We start from the raw sequence: 15211 nt of genomic DNA on the forward strand, positions 1-15211 counted from the left end.
ACCAAACAGGCCGTCTGAAGATCAAAACGGCTTGAAAACCACCATATAAAGCGCGGCCACCATCATCAATACAGGGAGTTCGTTGAATACCCGATACCAGCGGTGCGAATACATATTGCTGCCGTTTTGAAAACGGCGCAGCAGCAGGCCGCAATAAAGCTGATAAGCCAAGAGCAGCAGGCCGCACAATAATTTAACCGCCAGCCAGCCGTTGCCCCACCAATTATTTACAAACCCGATGGCCGCGCCGAATATCAGCGTTCCCCAGCCCAAAGGCGACATAAAGCGGTACAGCCGCCGCGACATATCCGTCAGCCGTACATATTCCACGCTGCCGGGCTCTAATTGCGCCAGATTCACATAAATCCGCGGCAGATAAAACAGTCCGGCAAACCAAGAAATTACAAAAAATATGTGCAACAGCTTAAACCACAAATACATTTCAGACGGCCTCAACACCTAAAACCGTTATTTTATCCGCAATGCGGCCCAAGCCGAAACAAAATAGTCAAAACAATCCGACAGGGTGCGCCGCAACAATGTGTTGCAGGTACGATTTTACCCAAAAACCAAATTGTAAATTCTGCAACAATATGCAAGTTGAGATATGCACGATGCAAAAAACTTGTTAAAATCCTATGCTATTTAATTATAAAAACATTATGGACGGAAAACATGAAACAATTCGAAATCAGCAACAGCGTCAGGAAAGAGCTTAGCAACTACCTGAATACGCACAATCTAAACCTCAAAGCCGCCATGGACAACGAAACAACCAATGGCGAAGTCGCGGCCATCGTTCACGCAGGATTGCCGGCGATGATTCGGAAAATCTATTCTTTGGAAAAAATGAAATCTTTTTTCTGGACGAAAAAAGATTTGATGATGGAATTTATCAATATGCGTTTGGCCACCGGCGATAAAAAGGGCAAAAATTGATTTGAGCGATGGGCCGGGGGAGATAGGAGTTTGAAATGCGGGCTTCAGTTTCTCCCGAAAAAATTGTTAGAGATTGGACGTATTTATTGTTCCTCATTAATTGTGCCAACCGAAAGGCCGTCTGAAACATTTCAGACGGCCTTTAACTTTGAATCAGCAACCGTTCTGTTTAAAACGGCGGATTTTCAAATCAAGCTGCGTTGTCGAAACCGCTGTGGCGGAGCAGGGCATCCAGGCTTGGTTCGCGGCCGCGGAAGGCTTTGAAGGATTCGGCTGCGCTGCGCGAACCACCGACGGCCAGCACTTCTTTCCAGAAGCGGCGGCCGGTTTCGGCCACGTCGTCGCTTTCTTCAAACGCCGCGTAAGCGTCTGCGCTCAAAACTTCCGCCCATGCGTAGCTGTAATAGCCTGCGGCGTAGCCGCCGGCGAAGATGTGGCTGAAGCTCAAGGCAAAGCGGTTGTATGCCGGTGGTTGGGTTACGGCGACTTCTTGACGCACTTTGTCCAAGATTTGCGGCCATTCTTTCAGACGGCCTTCATCTTCCTGATGGTAGATTTCCATGTCGAAGATGGCAAATTCCATTTGGCGGACGAGGAACATACCGCGTTGGAAGTTTTTAGCCGCGTGCATTTTGTCGAACAGCTCTTTCGGCAATACCGCGCCGGTTTCTTCGTGCGAGGACATTTGCGCCAATACGTCGTATTCCCAAACAAAGTTTTCCATGAATTGGCTGGGCAGCTCGACTGCGTCCCATTCGACGCCGTTGATGCCGGATACGCCCACTTCGTCAACTTGGGTCAATAAGTGGTGCAGGCCGTGGCCGGTTTCGTGGAAGAGGGTAATGATTTCGTCGTGGCTCAAACGCGCTTCTTTGTCGCCGACCGGTGGGGTGAAGTTGCAGACGAGGTAGGCGGTCGGCAGTTGCAGCGTCCCGTCGGCGAAACGGCGGCGGCTTTTGTAGCCGTCCATCCATGCGCCGCCGCGTTTGCCTTCGCGTGCGTACAAGTCCATGTAAACGCCGCCGATGGTTTGGCCGTCTTGTTTCAGCTCGAAATAGCGCACGTCTTTGTGCCAAACAGGGACGGTTTTTTCAGCCAGCTCGATGCCGTAGAGTTTTTTGATTTGGGCAAACAGGCCTGCCAATACTTTGCTGATAGGGAAGTATTTTTTCACTTCGGCTTCGCTGAAGGCGTATTTGGCTTGGCGCAGTTTTTCGGCGGCGTAGCTCAAATCCCACGATTGCGGGTCTTCGATATTCAGGTTTTCGCGCGCAAAGGCCTTGATTTCGGCAAAGTCTTTTTCGGCAAACGGTTTGGCGCGGCGGGCAAGGTCGTGCAGGAAGTTTAAAACCTGTTCGGGCGTGTCGGCCATTTTGGTTGCCAGCGACAGCTCGGCGTAGTTTTTGAAACCGAGCAGTTTGGCGGTTTTCAATGCGTTTTCGAGGGTGCGGTCAATGTTGGCCGTATTGTCGAATTTGCCGTCGTCAGACAATTCGCTGGCGCGGGTAACGTAGGCGCGGTAGATTTGTTCGCGCAGTTCGTGGTTGTCGGCGTATTGGATGACGGCGAGGTAGTGCGGAATTTGCAGGCCGATTTTGTAGCCTGTTTTACCTTCGCTTTGCGCGGCGGCGGCAAACATGGCGATGGAGTCTTCGGGAATGCCGGCAAGCGGTGCGGCATCGTCAAAGTAAATGCCGAAAGCGTCGGTTGCGTCTTGGATGTTTTGTGCGAATTTGGCACCCAGTTGCGCGCCTTCGGTTTGCAGTTGCGCCAGTTCTGCCTGCTGTTCGGGCGGCAATTCGGCACCGCTGAGGACGAAATCGCGCAAGTCGTGGTTGAGCTTGGTTTGCTGCGCTGGGGAAAGGGTGTCGAATTCGGCAGAGTTTTTGATGATTTTAAAGCGGTTGTACAACTCGATGTCTTGGCCGATTTCGGTGAAGAAGATGGTGATTTCTGGCATCAATTCGTTGTATACGGCACGCAATTCGGGCGTATCGACCACGGAGTTGAGATGGGAAACCACGCTCCAAATGCGGCCGACGCGTTCGGTAATGTCGGTCAGTTTTTCGACAGTGTTTGCCCAGTCGGTGTGCGTTTGCGCTTTGATGGCGGCGATTTGTTCGCGCGCTTCGGCAATGGCGGTTTGCAGGGCGGGTTTGATGTCTTCGGTTTTGATTTGGTCGAAACGGGGTTCTTCGCCCAAGTGGAGCAGGACGTTGTCGCTCATATGGTTTCTCCTGAATAAGATGGTTTCAGACGGCCTTGGGGCCGTCTGAAAAGAAAACGATAGGCGTTATATGGTGGCAGACAGGCAGAATTAAAGTGTTTTGCCTGCCTGTCGGCCAACCTTATTCCGGACCGCGCGGATTGGCGTGCAACGGGGCGGCCAGTTCGAGGCGCATGGTGGTGCCTTCGGGGGCGTAAACTGCATTGGCAAGATTGGTTTGCAAGGATTCGGCAAACGAGCCGTGATACACTTTTGCGCCTTGGTGGGTCAGGTTGGATTGTACGTCGACGTACACTTCGCCGCCGATTTGTCGCCAGAGGTGGCAGAAGGTGTAGTCTTCGGACAGATAGCGTTTGCTTTCGGGATCGACCATGCAGTCGAAGAAGCGGTAGTGCAGGCCTTTGTTTTCCGGGCTGTAGTCGCTGTCGGAGACGTAGTTCAACTCGGGATAAGCCTCTATCATTTTTTCAAATACGCTGCGCTTGATGACCATGAAGCCGGTTGGCGCGTCATGAACCTTCATAAAGCCTTCTTCATCGACTTTCAGGACGATTTCGCCGTTTTCGTCTTTGTCGTTGGTGTTGACGGTGTAAGAAGTGTACATACGTTCGAAATCGGCTTGGGTCATGCCGGCAGGAAGGCCTGCTTGGGGCCAGTTTTCGCGTTTGAGCGGATAAACGCCGGCCACAACGTCTTTATCGGCCAAGAGCAGGCGGTAGAATGAATCGGGAGAGAAACCGATGTCGGAGTCAATCCAGAATAAATGCGTCCATTCTTTGTTTTCCAAAAATCTGGCCACGCAGTTGTTGCGCGCGCGCGTAATCAGGCTTTCGCCGCGCTGCATCATTACTTGCAGCGGCAGGCCGAGGGAGGCGTTGGTGTGGACGATGTTCAAAAGCGAGAGGGTGTAGTTGTGGAAATATTTGCCGTCATGGCTGGGGGTCATAATGACGGGGTACATTTCGGCAAGGGCTGATTCGGGCAACATGACTTTTCCTTATTGTTGATTGTGAACTTTATTATTGTAAGGGATTTGATTGTATCAATAAACACACCGTACTATTTTGTTTGGTTGATCAGTCGGTATTGCATGCGCAAAAATTCGTCTAAGACGGCCTGTTGTATTTCCAGCCGTTTGGAAACGGGGGAGGCGAAGCGTACGATGATGTGGTACACCTTGTCATCGTGCGGCACGCGGGACACGCGCGGCTTGGCGGCGGGGGTAATAAAGAGTTTTTGCGCTTGAACGTTTTCCAAATATTGTTGGATAACGGGAACATAGGCCGCGCACAACGGCTCAAGCACGTCTTTCAGACGGCCTATGATTTCGTCCGAATCCAAATGAATCGGCACGGGGATTTCCACCGTATGAATCACATAATTGCCCAAAATATTGTCGCGGCGTACGGTATGGCTCAAAAGCAGGCTGTTGGGAAACGAGAGCGTTTTGCCGGAAAGCTGGCCGATCAACGGATTAGGGCCGATTTGCATCATCAGCGTGTTCAGCATATTGATATCGACCACCCGTCCGCGCAGGCCGTTGATTTCGATGTAGTCGCCGATGGAGTATTGTTTGGTTACCGAGCGCAGGATGCTGCCGGACAAACACATAATCAGCTCTTTGGTTGCCACCACAATCGCCGCGGCCACTGCAAACATCGACAAGGCCAAAGTTTGAATCTGCGCCGCCCAAATCATCGCCAGCCCGAGCAGGATCAGCAGCATGGTTACGTTGCGGCTGAACACCAGCGAGCGGCGTTTGTTTTCAATGCTCAAATCCGGATGGCTGCGAAAATGCGCCGAGAGCAAGATGCTGCGCCCGGCAATGACGGCCACAATCATCAATACCGACATCAATGCTGATTTGATGATTTCTTCACTGACAGGCAAAGCGTTCAGCCATTCATGCATGGTGTTCCACATAATCCTGTTTCCTTTCCCTTCTTAGGCCGTCTGAAAACCCACGCGTTCAAAAATTTCTGCCGCACACGCTTCCGATACCGCAAACAAAGTCGCCACGCTGCCCAAAGCCCGTTGCGCCGCCGCGCTCAAATCGTCGCGGCACACTTCGCCCAGCCACTCAACCGGCCGCACCAGCGACATTTTTTCATCGTCCCATTGCGGACAATGCACCGCGCCGCCCGTAATCCTGCCGACCCGATAACGGCGCAGGGCGGGCGAGTAGGTCAGTACGGCATCTCCATCGGCCAACTCGTTGACAAACCGCCACATCTGAGCCGCACCCGATTGCGCCGTTCTCAACTTCACATCCGGCACGGCCGAACGGTAAATATCCGTCAGCTCCTCACGGCCAAAACCCTTGGCCGCCGCTTCGGCCAGCATAGGCCAGGCCAATGCCGCCACGCCGCGTTCAAAAAATACATCATAAAGCGCACCTTGCGTGCTGCGAACCATATAAAGTCTGGCTTGTTTTCCCATTGCAGTACCTGTTTGTTTGAAGGATTCATCCCTTGGTTTCAATATTACCCGTTACGGCTGAAAAATTCGATATTCAGCATAGGCGGAAAGGGTTAAATTACCCGCTGAAAATAAATGAATGATAAATAAAAGGCCGTCTGAAAAACAAAATAGGCTGATATATCAATAGATGATATATCGTAACAATATATTAATAACTGTAAATTTTTTTACGCTTGCATCAAAAAAAGATAAGATGGAATAATCAATCGAGAAAGATTGCTATTCACTGAACATTAGGAGAGAAAAAAATGACCTGCAAAACCCACGAACATCATGACCACGTTCACGGCGCAAACTGCGGCCACACTGCCATCAAACACGAAGGCCACGTCGATTATCTGCACGACGGCCACCTGCACCATGAACACAACGGCCACTATGACGAGCACGCCCTGAGCGTCAATGAAACCAACCCTGACGGTTGCCATCCGGTTGACACCTGCCACAGCCACGTTCACGGTGAAGGTTGCGGCCACGAAGCCGTACCGCACGGTGATCACGTCGACTACATCGTCAACGGCCGTCTGCATCACCAACACGGAGACCACTGCGACGACCACGGCCCGGTTGAAATCGTTAAATAAAACTGTTTTTCAGACGGCCTTTAATATGGGGCATTTGTAGAAAAAGGGGGGGGTGTATTTTCACCCCCTTTACTTGTTTATCCCTGTATTTCAAACTGTTGCGGCTTACCGCCTCAAAAACTGTACTGAACCAATGTATTTACTGGGTGCTTGGCATTCTTTCGGCATTGTCGTTCCCCTTTGTTGTGGGTTATCTTTCCTTATTAGTCAAAGGTTTTATGCAATAAGCTTTTCAGATAATTGCTCTATTCAATAAGGCCGCCTGAGAAGGGGTAAGTTTTATTGGCAGAAAAAGCCGTTTGGGTAAAGCGGTTTGTTGTATGAACGAAGCCGTCTTTCAGACGGTTTTTTTATTTCTGTATAATGGGTAGGCCTTCAGTAAATCTTATTGATTTTATGATACAATTTCGCCTCGTTTTTATTAACGGTAGGACTTTTGCAACGTGGACTGGATGAACAATCTGTTTTTGCTCGGCGGGGCGTTATTGTTTTTAAGCGTGGTTTCGACCACTTTGTCGGCAAGGCTGGGGATGCCGCTTTTGTTAGTGTTTCTGGCGGTTGGAATGTTGGCGGGTGAGGACGGTATCGGGCGCATCGATTTTGACAATTTCGTTTTGGCCAACGTCATCAGTCAGCTTGCGTTAGCCGTCATTTTGCTTGACGGCGGGTTGCGGACCCAGCTTTCAAGTTTCCGAATTGCATTGAAGCCTTCTGCGGTATTGGCGACATGGGGCGTGTTTGCCACTGTGTTGCCTTTAGGATTGTTCGCCACGTTCTATTTGGGTTTGGATTGGAAATTCGGTGTACTGATGGCGGCGATTGTCGGCTCAACCGATGCGGGGGCCGTGTTCAGCCTGCTGCGCCACAGCGGCGTGCGCCTAAATGACAGGGTACAGGCGACTTTGGAAATCGAATCCGGTGCGAACGATCCGATGGCGATTTTTTTAGTTACCGCCCTGATTACCATGATTACTAACCCCGAACAATCAGGTGTGTTGGCGTTTTTATGGATGCTGCTGCTCCAAATCGGCTTCGGCCTGCTGATGGGGTGGGCGGGCGGAATGGTGTTGGCGAAACTCGTACGTCGTCTGAACCTTGCGGAAGGATTGTACGCGCTGATGATTGTGTCAGGCGGCCTGTGGGTATTCGCATTTACCAATACCATCGGTGGCAGCGGCTTCTTGGCGGTTTATCTGGCGGGGATTATCGTCGGCAACCAGCATGCCCGCGCAACCGAACACGTTTGGCGTGTGATGGACGGCCTGGCGTGGCTGGCGCAGGCGACTTTGTTCGTCGTACTGGGTTTGTTGGTAACGCCCAGCAGCGTTTGGGAAAAAAGCGTCGATGCCTTGGTTATCGCCGTATTCCTCATGCTGGTCGCCCGTCCGCTTGCCGTTTTCAGCGGCTTGTGGAAATTTGGATACAGTGTGCGTGAAAAAGCCTACATCAGTTGGCTCGGGTTGCGCGGCGCAGTACCGATTTCTTTGGCGATGATGCCTTTGGTCATGGGCGTGCCGAATTCTGAACTGTTGTTCGATGTCGCCTTTGCCGTCGTCGTACTTTCCCTGCTGATTCAAGGAACGACGATACCCGTCATGGCGCGTCTGCTCAAGGTCGCCATGCCACCCAAACCCGAGCCGGAAGGAATGCACGACATTTGGCTGTCGGAACGCGAAGCTGTGGCTTTGTTTTCTTTCAAGGTAACGAAGGAATCTGAGGCGGAAGGCAAGCATCCCGATGCCGTCGCCCCCATTTCGGAATCGTTTGACTTGCGCTGTTTCGCTCTGATACGTGACGGGCGGAAAATCGAAATGCAGAATGATACAGTTTTGAGGGAAGGCGATACGGCTTGGTATATCCTGCCTGACAGCCAAGTGGACAAAATGGCGAAATACTTCAGTGAAACCGGGCAGAATGTGCGCGAAAATTTTGATTTCTTCGGCGAATTTGCCGTCGACCCGTATGTCAATACCGGCGATTTGGCAGCGGCGTACGGGTTGAAGCTGGAAGACGGCGAAGCCGGTATGAGCCTGCTCGAATGGTTTCAATCCAGAGGAGGCAGCGCGCAGCCCGTCGAGGGCGACCGCATTGTCGTTGACGGGTTTTCATTGACGGTTAAAGAAACCGATCAGAACGGTGTCGTGAAGAGTATGGGGTTGAAAGTACCGCGTCGGGAAAGCTAGGCTATGTTGTGATTTCTACATAAAAGACCAAACGACGACAGATTTTCTGTATATTGGTGCTTGCAATATTTATTGCGGTGATGGTACGGTCTTATGTTTGGGCACAATATTTTGATTTAGGAATGAATACGCCGGATAGAATTTGTTAAAACTACAGGGTATTTATTTTATGGCAATACTTTCATTCTAGAAAAATCATAAAGGAAAATAGCTTTTGTAATGAAATTGAAAAAGGCCGTCTGAACGTATGGTTTCAGACGGCCTTTATGTTACCAATTCACGCGGACTGCCCTGCTGCCGAGCAATGTTTCCAGTTCTTCAAACAAAGCGGTGCTTGGTGTTACCATCCATTTGGGCGCAATTTTCAATTTGCCTGATGCTTTGCCGTTGCTGTACGACAGTTGCAGCGGAATGTGCGACGTGTCGGGCAGGCGGTGGGCGGTGAGAATGGCGGCGAGACGGGTGATATCGTGGCCGGGGGCGAGGGCTAGGCTGAGGCTGCGGGCATAACGTTCGCGCGCCATTTGCAGGGTCATGACTTGGTTTGCCATGATGCGCAACCCATCGCCGCCGCCATAGTCGTCGCGGCTGACTTTAGATTCGATAATCAGCACTTGGTCGGACTTGAGGTAGTCGGCGCAGTTTTCCAGCGTCTGGCCGCTGACCATGATTTCAATCTGCCCGCTCAAATCTTCGAGGCTGACAAAGGCGATTTTGCCGCGCTTGCCCATCATGGTGCGCACGGCGGTAACGAATCCGGCGAGGCGCACGCTGTCTTGCGGTTTCAGACGGCCTAATTTGGTCGGAGCGATTTGGCGGACTTCTTGGGCATACGGGCCGAACGGGTGGCCGGACAGGTAGAAGCCGATGACGGTTTTTTCTTCGGCGAGTTTTTCCGATTCGCTCCACATGGGCGCATCGATGAGCTGCACCGGTTCGATGGCGTCTTCCATCATGTCAAACAACCCGCCCTGATTGGCGTTGGCGGCTATTTGGTCGGCGTTGTTCATGGCGAGGTCAATGTTTGCCAAGAGCATGGCGCGGTTGGGTTCGATGCTGTCGAACGCGCCGCCACGTATCAAGGCTTCGAGGGTGCGGCGGTTCATGTGTTCTTTGCCGACGCGCTCGCAGAAGTCCAAGAGGCCGGTAAACTTGCCGCCGCTTTGTCGTGCGGCGATGATGGATTCGACGGCGGCTTCGCCCGTGCCTTTAATCGCGCCGAGTGCGTAGCGGATTTTCATGTTCGGATACGGCGTGAAGCGGTAGTCGGATTCGTTGATGTCGGGCGGCAGGAACTCGATGCCGTTGGCGCGGCAGTCGTCGTAGAAATGCTTGAGCTGGTCGGTGTTGTCCAATTCAGACGACATGGTTGCCGCCATAAACTCAGCGGGATAATGGGCTTTGAGCCATGCGGTCTGGTAGGAAATCAGGGCGTAGGCAGCGGCGTGGGATTTGTTGAAACCGTAGCCGGCGAATTTTTCCATGTAGTTGAAGATTTCGTCGGATTTTTCGCGCGAAATGCCTTGTTTTGCCGCGCCTTCGGCGAAGATTTCTCGGTGTTTCACCATTTCTTCGGGTTTTTTCTTACCCATGGCGCGGCGCAGTAAGTCCGCGCCGCCGAGCGAGTAGCCGCCGATAATCTGCGCCGCCTGCATCACTTGTTCCTGATACACCATAATGCCGTAGGTCGGCGCGAGGATGCCTTCGAGCAGCGGGTGGATGTATTGGAATTCCTGACCCTTCATGCGCGCGACGAAGTCGGGGATGTTGTCCATCGGGCCGGGTCGGTAGAGCGATACGAAGGCGATGAGTTCTTCAAACTTGGTGGTGTGCGCCGTTTTCAGCATTTTTTTCATGCCGGTCGACTCGAACTGGAAGACGGCGGTGGTGTTCGCATCGCGGAAGATTTGGTAGGCGGCTTGGTCGTCGAGCGGAATCTTGCCGACATCGACGATATCGCCGGTGGTATTTTTGATGTTGTTCTGCGCCATTTCGATAATGGTCAGGTTGCGCAGACCCAAAAAGTCGAATTTCACCAAACCCACGTCTTCCACGTCGCCCTTGTCGTACATGGATACGGGTGAGGCGGATTCGTCCGCCTGATACACAGGGCTGTAATCGGAAATCTTGCCCGGCGCAATCAACACGCCGCCTGCGTGCATACCCAAACCGCGCGTCAGGTCTTCCAGCTTTTTCGCCAGCGTAATCAGTTCGTCCGCTTCTTCCGCTTCGATTAATTCCTGAATCTGCGGCTCGGCCTCCATGGCTTTTTCCAAACTCAGGGGTTTGTTGGCTTCCAACGGAATCAGCTTGGACAGTTTGTCGCACAGCATAAACGGCAGCTCCAGCACGCGCCCCACGTCGCGGATGACCGCTTTGGACGACATCGTGCCGAAGGTCACAATTTGGCTTACCGCCTCCGCGCCGTATTTTTCGCGCACATATTCAATCACGCGACCGCGGTTTGCCTGACAGAAGTCCACGTCGAAGTCGGGCATGGAGACGCGTTCAGGGTTCAAGAAACGTTCAAACAGCAACGCGTATTTGAGCGGATCAAGGTCGGTAATCTTCAGCGAATACGCCACCAGCGAGCCTGCGCCCGAACCACGGCCCGGCCCGACCGGACAGCCATGCGTTTTTGCCCAGTTGATAAAGTCTTGTACGATAAGGAAATAGCCGGGGAATTTCATCTGGATGATGATGTTCAGCTCAAAATCCAAACGCTCCTGATATTCCGGCATTTTCGCCGCCCGCTCCGCCTCGTCGGGATAAAGCTGAACCATTCGTTCCTGCAAACCCTCGTTGGACAGTTTCACCAAATAATCATCCAGCGACAGGCCGTCTGGCGTCGGGAACAGGGGCAAGAAGTTTTTGCCCAATGTGATGTGTAGATTACAGCGTTTGGCGATTTCCACCGTATTTTCCAAGGCTTCGGGCAAGTCGGCGAAACGCTCCAGCATCGTTTCCGGCGGAATGAAAAACTGGCTCGGCGTAAAATCACGCGGACGTTTTTTGTCCGTCAGCACCCAGCCGCCCGCGATGCACACCCGCGCCTCGTGCGCGTTGAAATCGTCGCGGCTCATAAACTGCGTCGGATGCGTCGCTACCACCGGTAAACCCAATTCCTCTGCCAGCTTCACGCTGCCCGAAACGCAAGCCTCCCATTCGGGGCGTTCGGGCAGTCGTTGCAGCTCCAGATAAAACGCATCGGGAAACCACGCCGCATACTTCAACGCCGCCGCACGCGCCGCGTCTTCATTGCCGTTCAACAGATTCACGCCCACTTCGCCGTAATGCGCGCCGCTCAAACAAATCAAGCCGCTGTTGTTGCCGTTTTCCAGCCATTCGGGATTGAGTTCCGCATGATGGACATTGCGGTCTTTGCCGACATAAGCCGCCGTCAAAAGCTCGCTCAGGCGCAGATAGCCCGCATCGTTGCGGATAATCAGCATGGCGCGGAACGGCTTGTCGGGCGCATTCGGATTGCCTATCCATACGTCCGCCGCGCCGATGGGCTTAATCCCCGCGCCGCGGCAGGCTTTATAGAATTTCACCAAACCGAATTCGTTCATCAAATCGCTGATGCCCAAAGCAGGCAAACCGTATTCCTGCGCTTTGGCAATCAGTTTTTTAATCCGCACCATACCGTCGGTAATCGAAAACTCGGTATGCAGGCGCAGGGGGATGTAGGTCGGCTCGGTCATGGCAAAATCGGCGTGAACAATAAAAGGCGTATTGTAGCAGGGTTGGCAGCTAAAGGCCGTCTGAAAACCAAATGTAATGGGGTTGGATAAAGCAAATAAAACAGAAGGGGGCTTTCTTTCAGACGGCCATGTTAAAATATCGCCCTTATTGAAAAGGATTAAATGATGGAAGCAACTGTCTATCTTGAAGACAACGAATACATCGCTTTGTGCGACTTATTGAAACTGGTCGGTCTTGCCGAAAGCGGCGGACAGGCAAAAGCGTTTATCGCCGAAGGGCTGGTGTTGCGCAACGGCGAAACCGAAACGCGTAAGACCGCCAAAATCCGTGGCGGCGAAGTGATTGAGTTTGACGGTGCGCGCTTGGAAATCGCCGATGGATACGACCCTGAAGAATAAAGCCGAAGCCATCTTGGGCGAGCCGCTTTTAGACGAACCTATCCGCCCTGAGTCGTGGGAATGTTGCGGCAGCGAGTGCGGCGATGCCTGTATCCAGACAATGTATTGGGCGGAAAAAGCCAGATATGATGCGCAACAGCGGAAATTGAAAGAAGCGGGTTGGACTGATGGCGAAGATGAGGCAAAGGCCGTCTGAAAACGATTGGGCTTGATAGGAGCTGTGTTTCAAACAATGCTGCATTAAAGCCAATGCCGTCTGAAAGTTTCAGACGGCATTGGCTTTTTTAAAGTTTAAATAAATTAAGATTTTGTTACCTCGGAAGCGGTTGCATTTTCAGGTGTGCCAGGTGCAGCATCGGCAGGAGCCTGATAATCTGTATTTTGCGATGAAGAGGGCTCAGCATTGTCATGTTTATGATGCTTATCATGCTTATCATACTTATCAAAGTGTCGTTTGTCTTGATCGTTATCTTGCGCTACCGCCAATACTTTGCCGCTTTGAGCATCAACCAGAGCCTCATATTCGACCCCGTCTTTTAAAATTTCCACCTTATAACGGCCACCCAAATGCTGTTTGTATTTATAATCAACATCTTTGGCCACGCCGCCAACTTGCACCACTGCCGTTGCTGCCGCTTGCTGACCGGAAACCTGCGCAAACATGCCTTCTTTAAAAGCCACGGCACCCGCAGCACCGGCAACGCCCAAACTTGAAGCAATAATACCGGCAATGATGAGTTTTTTTGAAATAAAAGCATTAATGCGTTTCATGATTTTCTTTCCTACTGTGTTGTTGAACGATGAATGCATTCTATGCCTCAACAATTAGCTGAATATGAGCAAAATGCTAAGATGTGTAATTAGTTGCAATACTAAAATTAACACTTTAATAATAATGGAGATTGAAGCCACGCTTTCAGACGGTCTTGCTGATATATTATGATGGTATATTTGGTGGAGATTGTGGTTTGCGTGTGAAAACAAAAAAGCGTGATGAAAAAAAGGGCATGTGTGAGACATGCCCCGAATTAAATGGTAAACGCGATGTTGAGAAACCAAATGACGGAATAAGATTTGCGGTTGGTCAACTTATCTTATTCCTCCTTGTTTTACAATCACTCAGGCGATGTTTCGCCTGCAAAATTCTCGATTTCTTCGCGATGCGCGTCAAACCATGAGCCGACCACTTGATTGACTTCGTCCATACCTTGCTTTTTCAGGCTGGAAAACAGTTGAACGCTGATTTTTTGGCGTTCGGTGTAGGGTTTGAGTGATTTTTTTACCGCCGCCAAAGTTTTAATCTGGTCGTTTTTAGACAGCTTGTCTGCTTTTGACAGCAGGATATGCACAGGGCGGCCGGTAATGTGGAAAAAGTCCAGCATCTGAATGTCTAAAGCCTTGAGCGGATGGCGCGAGTCCATAATCAAAATCAGGCCGATCAGTTGGCGGCGTTGTTGCAGGTAGTCGCCCAAGAGTTTGACCCAGTGCGCACGAATGGCTTCCGGTACTTGCGCGTAGCCGTAGCCGGGCAAGTCGACCATGAAATTGCCGTTTTCCAGTTCAAAGAAATTGATGTGTTGGGTGCGGCCCGGTGTTTTGGAAACATAGGCAAGGCGCACATGATTGGTTAACGTGTTGATGGCGCTGGATTTGCCGGCATTGCTTCGGCCGACAAAGGCAATCTCGGCCGGCGTGTCGGGCAGGTCTTTCAGATGGTTGACCGTTGTAAAGAATTTGGCGTTTTGAAAAAGGTTCATCAGTATTTCCTTACATGGAAACAAAACTGCAACATCATAATTTGTATCGGGCATTTATGTTGCAGCAGTTTGGTAATTTGAGTAGTAATTTAATGTAAACTTGGTATAGAATAGCACGTTTATAGAATTATCGGTTTTAATCGGGAAAATTCCCCGGTATTTGAGTATAAAAAAGGCATTGACGCGGTACGCAATGCTGTAATCAGGAGCACTCCATGAAACGATTGACTTTATTGGCCTTGGTATTGGCTGCCGGTGCGGTTTCCGCTGCCCCTAAAGCAGATGCTGAAAAAGGCAAACAGGTAGCGACTACTATCTGTGCGGCGTGTCACGCAGCCGATGGTAACAGCGGTATCGCAACTTATCCTAAACTGGCAGGTCAGGCTGCGGCCTACGTCTACGGCCAAACCATGGCCATCAAAGACGGTACCCGTACCCACGGCGCCGCCGGCGTGATGAAACCGATGGTGATGAACTTGTCCGAACAAGACATCCGCGACGCTGCCGCCTACTACGCCAAACAACAAGGTAAACCGGGCGAAGCCAATCCTAAAGAAAACCCAGAGCTGGGCGCGAAAATCTATCGCGGCGGCCTGAGCGCTAAAAAACTGCCGGCATGTATGTCTTGCCACGGTCCTAGCGGCGCAGGTATCCCTGGCGGCGGTACTGAAATCCAAGCCTATCCTCGTCTGGGCGGCCAACACAAAGCTTACGTTGTCGAGCAAATGAAAGCTTACCAATCCGGCCAACGTAAAAACGCCATCATGGCCGATATTGCCAACCGCCTGAGCGAAGAAGAGTTGAACGCAGTAGCCAACTTCATTCAAGGTTTGCACTAAATTTCGTTCTGAAACGAGTTTATTGATACAGGCCGTCTGAAAACCCTTCAGACGGCCTTAGCCAATATAAACCGATAAGCCTGATTGGTTTTTTCAAA

General features: G+C 51.4%; 14 protein-coding genes. 6 read left to right on the top strand and 8 right to left on the bottom strand.

The window, feature by feature from the left end:
- Window positions 1–21: 21 nt before the first annotated feature.
- Window positions 22–441 (bottom strand): CopD family protein, encoded by a 420-nt coding sequence (locus tag ACTHUF_RS08175; protein ID WP_315092798.1) that lies wholly within the window; start codon window positions 439–441, stop codon window positions 22–24.
- 234 nt (window positions 442–675) lie between these two features.
- On the opposite strand from ACTHUF_RS08175, the gene ACTHUF_RS08180 reads away from it, so the two are divergent.
- Window positions 676–939, top strand: a complete 264-nt coding sequence (locus tag ACTHUF_RS08180) for a hypothetical protein (protein ID WP_315092800.1) — start codon at window positions 676–678, stop codon at window positions 937–939.
- Window positions 940–1129: 190 nt separating this feature from the next.
- Here the strand turns inward: ACTHUF_RS08180 and ACTHUF_RS08185 are convergent, their stop codons facing one another.
- From ACTHUF_RS08185 to ACTHUF_RS08200, 4 genes are all read right to left on the bottom strand, one after another.
- Window positions 1130–3166, bottom strand: coding sequence for a M3 family metallopeptidase (locus ACTHUF_RS08185; protein WP_315092802.1), 2037 nt, complete (start codon window positions 3164–3166; stop codon window positions 1130–1132).
- Window positions 3167–3287: 121 nt separating this feature from the next.
- The gene (locus ACTHUF_RS08190; RefSeq protein WP_315092804.1) at window positions 3288–4154 is read right to left on the bottom strand and encodes a hypothetical protein; all 867 of its coding nucleotides are present in this window, start codon (window positions 4152–4154) and stop codon (window positions 3288–3290) included.
- A gap of 71 nt (window positions 4155–4225) precedes the next feature.
- Complete coding sequence (locus tag ACTHUF_RS08195) at window positions 4226–5089, bottom strand: mechanosensitive ion channel domain-containing protein (protein WP_440407474.1); 864 nt, start codon at window positions 5087–5089, stop codon at window positions 4226–4228.
- Window positions 5090–5110: 21 nt separating this feature from the next.
- Window positions 5111–5605 carry a restriction endonuclease gene (locus tag ACTHUF_RS08200; RefSeq protein WP_003749044.1) on the bottom strand — a complete coding sequence of 165 codons (495 nt, stop codon included), beginning with the start codon at window positions 5603–5605 and terminating at the stop codon, window positions 5111–5113.
- Between the two features lie 290 nt (window positions 5606–5895).
- On the opposite strand from ACTHUF_RS08200, the gene ACTHUF_RS08205 reads away from it, so the two are divergent.
- A complete protein-coding gene (locus tag ACTHUF_RS08205) occupies window positions 5896–6231 on the top strand; it encodes a hypothetical protein (RefSeq protein ID WP_204788780.1) in 336 nt (111 codons plus the stop codon).
- A gap of 452 nt (window positions 6232–6683) precedes the next feature.
- The gene (locus ACTHUF_RS08210) at window positions 6684–8414 is read left to right on the top strand and encodes a potassium/proton antiporter (RefSeq protein ID WP_440407475.1); all 1731 of its coding nucleotides are present in this window, start codon (window positions 6684–6686) and stop codon (window positions 8412–8414) included.
- Between the two features lie 269 nt (window positions 8415–8683).
- Here ACTHUF_RS08210 and dnaE read toward each other — a convergent pair whose 3' ends face one another.
- The gene (gene dnaE, locus ACTHUF_RS08215; protein ID WP_440407476.1) at window positions 8684–12118 is read right to left on the bottom strand and encodes a DNA polymerase III subunit alpha; all 3435 of its coding nucleotides are present in this window, start codon (window positions 12116–12118) and stop codon (window positions 8684–8686) included.
- Between the two features lie 165 nt (window positions 12119–12283).
- On the opposite strand from dnaE, the gene ACTHUF_RS08220 reads away from it, so the two are divergent.
- Window positions 12284–12517, top strand: coding sequence for an RNA-binding S4 domain-containing protein (locus ACTHUF_RS08220; RefSeq protein ID WP_315093101.1), 234 nt, complete (start codon window positions 12284–12286; stop codon window positions 12515–12517).
- The gene (locus ACTHUF_RS08225) at window positions 12495–12713 is read left to right on the top strand and encodes a hypothetical protein (RefSeq protein ID WP_070836763.1); all 219 of its coding nucleotides are present in this window, start codon (window positions 12495–12497) and stop codon (window positions 12711–12713) included. The genes ACTHUF_RS08220 and ACTHUF_RS08225 overlap by 23 nt, the downstream gene beginning before the upstream one ends.
- A gap of 104 nt (window positions 12714–12817) precedes the next feature.
- Here ACTHUF_RS08225 and ACTHUF_RS08230 read toward each other — a convergent pair whose 3' ends face one another.
- A complete protein-coding gene (locus ACTHUF_RS08230) occupies window positions 12818–13288 on the bottom strand; it encodes a PepSY domain-containing protein (protein ID WP_315092813.1) in 471 nt (156 codons plus the stop codon).
- A 344-nt stretch (window positions 13289–13632) separates the two neighbouring features.
- Window positions 13633–14274, bottom strand: a complete 642-nt coding sequence (gene yihA / locus ACTHUF_RS08235; protein WP_049347869.1) for a ribosome biogenesis GTP-binding protein YihA/YsxC — start codon at window positions 14272–14274, stop codon at window positions 13633–13635.
- Between the two features lie 215 nt (window positions 14275–14489).
- Between yihA and ACTHUF_RS08240 the strand changes: the two genes are divergently transcribed.
- The gene (locus ACTHUF_RS08240; protein ID WP_003749030.1) at window positions 14490–15113 is read left to right on the top strand and encodes a c-type cytochrome; all 624 of its coding nucleotides are present in this window, start codon (window positions 14490–14492) and stop codon (window positions 15111–15113) included.
- The last annotated feature ends 98 nt before the right edge of the window (window positions 15114–15211 follow it).

The sequence above is a fragment of the Neisseria sp. P0024.S006 genome, from assembly GCF_051956595.1.
GTDB lineage: Bacteria > Pseudomonadota > Gammaproteobacteria > Burkholderiales > Neisseriaceae > Neisseria.